General features: G+C 58.5%; 6 protein-coding genes. 3 read left to right on the forward strand and 3 right to left on the reverse strand.

Going from position 1 to position 5,574, the window contains the following annotated elements; genetic code table 11:
• Positions 1-115 precede the first annotated feature (115 nt).
• A complete protein-coding gene (gene sbcB / locus KGA85_RS28470) occupies positions 116-1,546 on the forward strand; it encodes an exodeoxyribonuclease I (RefSeq protein ID WP_223543560.1) in 1,431 nt (476 codons plus the stop codon).
• Between the two features lie 99 nt (positions 1,547-1,645).
• Here the strand turns inward: sbcB and mvaT are convergent, their stop codons facing one another.
• A complete protein-coding gene (mvaT, locus tag KGA85_RS28475) occupies positions 1,646-2,023 on the reverse strand; it encodes a histone-like nucleoid-structuring protein MvaT (RefSeq protein WP_007933316.1) in 378 nt (125 codons plus the stop codon).
• Between the two features lie 336 nt (positions 2,024-2,359).
• Here mvaT and purU point away from each other — a divergent pair, with 336 nt between their 5' ends.
• Together purU and KGA85_RS28485 are read left to right on the forward strand one after the other, a co-directional pair.
• Entirely contained in the window at positions 2,360-3,208 is an 849-nt protein-coding gene (purU, locus tag KGA85_RS28480; RefSeq protein ID WP_223459551.1) for a formyltetrahydrofolate deformylase, read from the forward strand.
• Positions 3,209-3,294: 86 nt separating this feature from the next.
• The gene (locus KGA85_RS28485) at positions 3,295-3,471 is read left to right on the forward strand and encodes a hypothetical protein (protein ID WP_223459549.1); all 177 of its coding nucleotides are present in this window, start codon (positions 3,295-3,297) and stop codon (positions 3,469-3,471) included.
• Positions 3,472-3,584: 113 nt separating this feature from the next.
• Here KGA85_RS28485 and KGA85_RS28490 read toward each other — a convergent pair whose 3' ends face one another.
• Positions 3,585-4,361 carry a DUF2334 domain-containing protein gene (locus tag KGA85_RS28490; protein ID WP_223459547.1) on the reverse strand — a complete coding sequence of 259 codons (777 nt, stop codon included), beginning with the start codon at positions 4,359-4,361 and terminating at the stop codon, positions 3,585-3,587.
• Positions 4,354-5,466, reverse strand: a complete 1,113-nt coding sequence (locus KGA85_RS28495) for a glycosyltransferase family 4 protein (RefSeq protein WP_223459545.1) — start codon at positions 5,464-5,466, stop codon at positions 4,354-4,356. Before KGA85_RS28495 ends, KGA85_RS28490 begins: the two co-directional genes overlap by 8 nt.
• Between the last annotated feature and the right edge of the window lie 108 nt (positions 5,467-5,574).

The raw sequence follows: 5,574 nt of genomic DNA on the forward strand, positions 1-5,574 counted from the left end.
CGACATAACTATGTATTGCATGGTGAGTCGCGCAAGGTGCTTGAATAACAAGACTACTGGCCGGGGCGGGAGGTGAACGCCTAGACTTTGCCGATCTTCAGTTCAGGAATCGCCCGTGACCTCCATCTTCTGGTACGACTACGAAACCACTGGCATCAATCCCCGTTGCGACCGTCCGTTGCAAATGGCCGGCCTGCGCACTGACTTCGATCTCAATGAAATCGACGAGCCGGTCAACCTTTACTGCCAGCCCAGTGATGACATCCTGCCGCATCCGGCTGCTTGCACGATCACCGGAATCACTCCCGGGCAACTGCAGACGCAAGGCTTGAGCGAAGCCGATTTCATGACCCGGGTGCATGCCCAACTCGCGGCGCCCGGTACCTGTGGCGCGGGGTATAACACCTTGCGTTTCGATGACGAGATGACTCGCTACAGTCTGTACCGAAACTTTTTCGACCCCTATGCGCGGGAGTGGCAGGGCGGCAACAGCCGCTGGGACCTGATCGATGTGGTGCGCGCCGCCTATGCCTTGCGCCCCGATGGCATGGTCTGGCCGACCGATGACGAGGGGCGGGTCACGCTCAGGCTCGAACGCCTGACCGCTGCCAATGGTATTGATCATGGCAATGCCCACGAAGCGCTGTCGGACGTTCGCGCGACGATCGCCCTGGCGCGCCTGATACGGGAAAAACAGCCAAAGCTGTACGACTGGTTGTTTCAACTGCGCAGCAAGCAGAAAGTCATGGACCAGATACGCCTGATGCAACCGCTGGTGCATGTTTCCGGGCGATTTTCGGCCGCGCGCAGCTATGTGGGTGTGGTGTTGCCGCTGGCCTGGCACCCGCGCAACAAGAACGCCCTGATTGTCTGTGATCTGCACCTCGATCCCCAAGGCCTGCTCGACCTGGATGCCGAAAGCTTGCGCCAGCGCTTGTATACCCGCCGCGACGAACTGGCCGAAGGCGAGTTGCCGGTGCCGTTGAAGCTGATTCACATTAACAAGTGCCCGGTGGTGGCACCGTTGTCGGTACTTCGCAAAGAAGACCAGCAACGCCTGGGGCTGGATATGGCGCTATATCAGCAGCGGGTGTTGCGGCTAAATGACGCGCAGAAAGTTTGGCTGGATAAAATCCTGGCGATTTATGCTCGCGAAGACTTTTCCCCGAGCCAGGATCCGGAGCAACAGTTATATGATGGATTTATCGGTGATCGGGATCGGCGATTGTGTGAACAAGTCAGAACCGTTGACCCGATGCAATTGGCACAAGAGCAGTGGCCTTTCGATGACGAACGTTTGCCTGAATTGCTGTTTCGATATCGCGCACGCAACTTTCCCGAGACGTTGAATCCCGAAGAGCAGGAACGCTGGCGAATATTCTGTCAGAAACGTTTGTCGGAACCCGAGTGGGGGGCGCCAAATACCCTTGAAAGTTTTGTAGAAGCCACGGCCCAATTGAGCGTTAGTGCTACTCCGTTTCAGCAGGGGGTGCTCAGTGAGTGGCAGGATTATGTCCAGGGACTGCGCCAGCGTTTGCATCTTTGAAATCGAACATGCCAGGGCTTAAATACCCCGCAAAAAATAACGCCAGCATTTGCTGGCGTTATTTTTTGTCACGGATCCGTCTGCGACAAGCTCTGAGGCTTAGCCCAGCAGGGTAGCCCAGCCTTCCACCACGTCACCGCCCCACTTGGCTTTCCACTCTTTCAGAGTCTTGTGGTTGCCACCTTTGGTTTCGATGACTTCACCGTTGTGCGGGTTTTTGTATTGTTTAACTTTGCGAGCACGTTTGGTGCCGGTAGTTTTCACTGCACCGCCGCGTGGTGCCTTGGTTTTGGATTCTGGATCCAACAGCGCGATGATGTCACGCAGGGACTTGGAGTACTCGCCCATCAGGGTGCGCAGTTTGCCTTCGAATTCCAGCTCGGTTTGCAGTTTGTCGTCTTGGGACAGGTTCTTCAAACGGGCTTGCAGCTCTTTGATAGCTTCTTCGGTGGCGCGATATTCGTTGATCAAGGACATGGTGACTACCTTATGTTGTACGCTGGATGGCAGGTGACAGTGCGGCAATAATAGTCACGGTGTTTCATCAAGTAAACATTTAAGGCAAGTTTATTTAATTTAATTGCCGGGGTTTTGGCGCGCATTGGTAATGCAGTTATTAGTGTGGTCCCGGTCTGACAGATATACATAAATTAACAATTGACCGGTACCGCTAGAGCATCCGGGCGAACCGGTACCGGTACTGCCCACCCTGCCGCACCGACCTTCCGGCGGGGCGAAACGTCAACAATACTGCAGTTTTGCTGCGCAATCGCTAGAATGGCGGCCTTTGCGAAGTTCTGGAGTTTCCCCCTCATGCGCACTTTTCGTCTGGTGATTTCTTGCCCGGACCGTGTTGGCATCGTTGCCAAAGTCAGTAACTTTCTGGCATCACACAACGGCTGGATCACTGAAGCGAGCCATCACTCGGACAATCTCAGTGGCTGGTTCTTCATGCGTCACGAAATCCGTGCCGACTCCCTGCCATTTGGTATCGAAGCGTTTCGTGAGGCCTTTGCCCCGATCGCCGAAGAGTTCTCTATGGACTGGCGCATCACCGATACCGAGCAAAAGAAGCGCGTGGTCCTGATGGCCAGCCGCGAGTCGCACTGCCTGGCCGACTTGCTGCACCGCTGGCACAGCGATGAACTGGAATGCGAAATTTCCTGTGTGATTTCCAACCATGATGACTTGCGCAGCATGGTGGAGTGGCACGGTATTCCGTACTACCACGTCCCGGTCAATCCGCAGGACAAGCAGCCAGCCTTCGCCGAGGTTTCGCGCCTGGTCAAGCAGCACGACGCCGAAGTGGTGGTGCTTGCCCGCTACATGCAGATCCTGCCGCCCGAGTTGTGCAGCGAATACGCGCACAAGGTCATCAACATTCACCACAGCTTCCTGCCGTCGTTCGTCGGTGCCAAGCCGTACCACCAGGCCTCCCTGCGTGGCGTGAAGCTGATCGGCGCAACCTGCCATTATGTGACCGAAGAGCTGGATGCCGGCCCGATCATCGAGCAGGACGTGGTTCGCGTCAGCCACAGCGACAGCATCGAAGACATGGTGCGTTTCGGCCGTGATGTCGAGAAAATGGTGCTGGCCCGTGGCTTGCGTTATCACCTGGAAGACCGCGTGCTGGTGCACGGCAACAAGACCGTCGTCTTCTGACGGACCTGCGGCACAGTTGAAATTCGAAGGGCCTGGGCGTTCAATCGCTTCAGGCCCTTCGCCGTTTTTGCACCGAGGACATGACCATGGCCGATCCACTGGACAAAGCTACATCAAAGGCTCCCTCCACGCTGGGCGAGGGTTGCCTGAGCCGCTACGACCCGGATGACATGGGGCCTGAAACCGGTACGGAGTTTCCTGATGCCGCGCAGTTGTGGGAGCAGTTGCAGCAAGAGCCCGAAGACAAGCCTAAGCCTGCTTGAGTTTCATCAATTTCGTTAGCAGCGGGCGGCCCAGCATCAGTAAAAACACCGGCCCACCGCACGCCAAATCAGAATTGCCGCGAGCAGGCCGACGAGCAACAGCAGTCCGCGACTCATGCGGCACGGCCCATTCGGTCGTTTTGCGGCGCCAGCCAGTGGGCCTTGGTCATTGGCACCCGTCCGTTGTCGAGCAGGCGTTCGAGGGTTTGTAGCCAGTATCGACGCGAGAACTCATGGCGCATGTCCACCGGGTGCAGGCCCAGGCGAATCACCGGGGCGTGTTGCCAGCGTTGTTCACGCCGGTCGCTGACGAGCTTCGATACACCTCGGCGCCAGGCACTGCGCGCACTCCAGATCAGCCCCGGCGCCTCGAACGCGGTGAAATCCGGCAAACGGTATAGATGCTGCGAGTCACTGGTGTAACTCAGTGGCAATTGGCGCAATGCCTGGCGAGTGCCTTGACTCATCAGCCAGGCCGGGGCGACGAACCCCTCCAGCGGCCAGTCATGCCGGTGGAACATCTCGATACCCAAACGCAAGCGGGCGAGGGCGGCTTCCTGCGACAAACGGTAAAACTCGCCTTCGTGGGTGTAGACCCGACGCATGAACCAGTCGCGGGGATTGCTGGTCAGCGGCCCGTCGTCGCAGTGAAAATAGCCATGCAGCGCCAGTTCGTCGCCCCGGGCAACCCTGGCACTGAGCTGGCGGCAAAATTGCGGATGGGCATCCAGATTGTTGTGTTTGTGGAAATCCGGTACCACCAGCCAGGTGATCGGTACGCCACCCAAGGCGTCGACGGCTTTGACGAACGGCTGGTAATCGGCCCAGGTTGGCGGTGCCACGTCGTGCAGTACCAGCAGTAAAGCGGGACTGTTCATGGGCTCAACCATTAGCTGTCAGCGGCCATTGGCTGCCGAGCACGGCGTGGTAGTGGCGCAACAAGCTGTTGACCACCGTATCCCAGGCGTAATGCCGTTCGACATGCAATCGCGCTTGTTGGCCCAAGGCTACGCTGCCTGACCCGAACAGTTCTCGAACGGCGGTGGCCATCGCGGCGGGATTGTTCGGTGCGCAGAGCACGCCGCAGTCGTCGGTGACGATTTCCTCGAAGGCCCCGGCCGCCACGGCCACCACCGGTATACCGCTGGCCATGGCTTCGAGTAACACCAGGCCGAAGGTTTCCTGATCACCGGCGTGCAACAGTGCATCGGCACTGGCCATCAGGCGGGCAACTTGTACGGCCGGGCAGAACTCGTCGATCACGGTCACGTTAGACGGCACGGCCGTGGGCATCGACGAGCCAACCAACAGCAGGTGATAGCGTCGGCCCAGGCGTTTCATGCACTCGAGCAGCACCGGCAGGTTTTTTTCCATGGAACCGCGCCCGGCGAAGATCAGCAACCGGGTGTTTTCGTCCAGGCCCAACTCGGCCCGCAGCCCGGGGTCTCTGGCATCGGGATTGAAGGTTTGCAGGTCGACGCCCAACGGTTGCACAAACACATTCCTGACCCCAAGCCCGGTGAGCTTGTCGGCCATGACCCGACTGGGCGCCAGGACCCGGTCGAAGTTGCCATAGAGCTTGCTGACATAGGCCTCGACATTGTTGGTCACCCAATGGCCCATGCGGTTGCTGACCAGCAGCGGCAGGTCCGAGTGATAGAAGCCGATGACCGGTACATCGAGTTGCCGCCGTGCATCCAGCGCCGCCCATGCGGTGAGATAGGGGTCGCCGACTTCGATCAGATCGGGTTGCAAGTCTTGCAGGACATTGCGCCAGGGCGCGAGACGCAGAGGGAAGCGATAGCCCTTGCCGAAGGGCAGGGCAGGGGCCGGAACGGTGAAGATGCCATCTTGCTCACTCAACGACGATCCGGGGATCAGCAAGCTGTGGCGAATGCCCGGCTTGATGCCCAGGCGACGGTGCTTCGCATCCAGATAAGTGCGCACGCCACCGCTGGCAGGGGCGTAGAACATGGTGATGTCAGCGATATGCACGATGAACGATCCTCCGGTCCTGGTACTCCTTTGGTTGACCTATATGAAGGATAGATGTTCGGTTGGGGGTTGTGCGGGTGGGGGCGTCAGCGGGGTCTTGTAGTGTTT

The sequence above is a fragment of the Pseudomonas sp. GL-B-12 genome, from assembly GCF_019955895.1.
Taxonomy (GTDB): domain Bacteria; phylum Pseudomonadota; class Gammaproteobacteria; order Pseudomonadales; family Pseudomonadaceae; genus Aquipseudomonas.

Excerpts from the sequence above, each read along its gene's own strand:
- KGA85_RS28485 (WP_223459549.1), top strand. The coding sequence starts at position 3,295 with ATGGCCGATCCACTGGACAAAGCTACATCAAAGGCTCCCTCCACGCTG.
- mvaT (WP_007933316.1), bottom strand. The coding sequence starts at position 2,023 with ATGTCCTTGATCAACGAATATCGCGCCACCGAAGAAGCTATCAAAGAG.
- KGA85_RS28490 (WP_223459547.1), bottom strand. The coding sequence starts at position 4,361 with ATGGTTGAGCCCATGAACAGTCCCGCTTTACTGCTGGTACTGCACGAC.
- purU (WP_223459551.1), top strand. The coding sequence starts at position 2,360 with ATGCGCACTTTTCGTCTGGTGATTTCTTGCCCGGACCGTGTTGGCATC.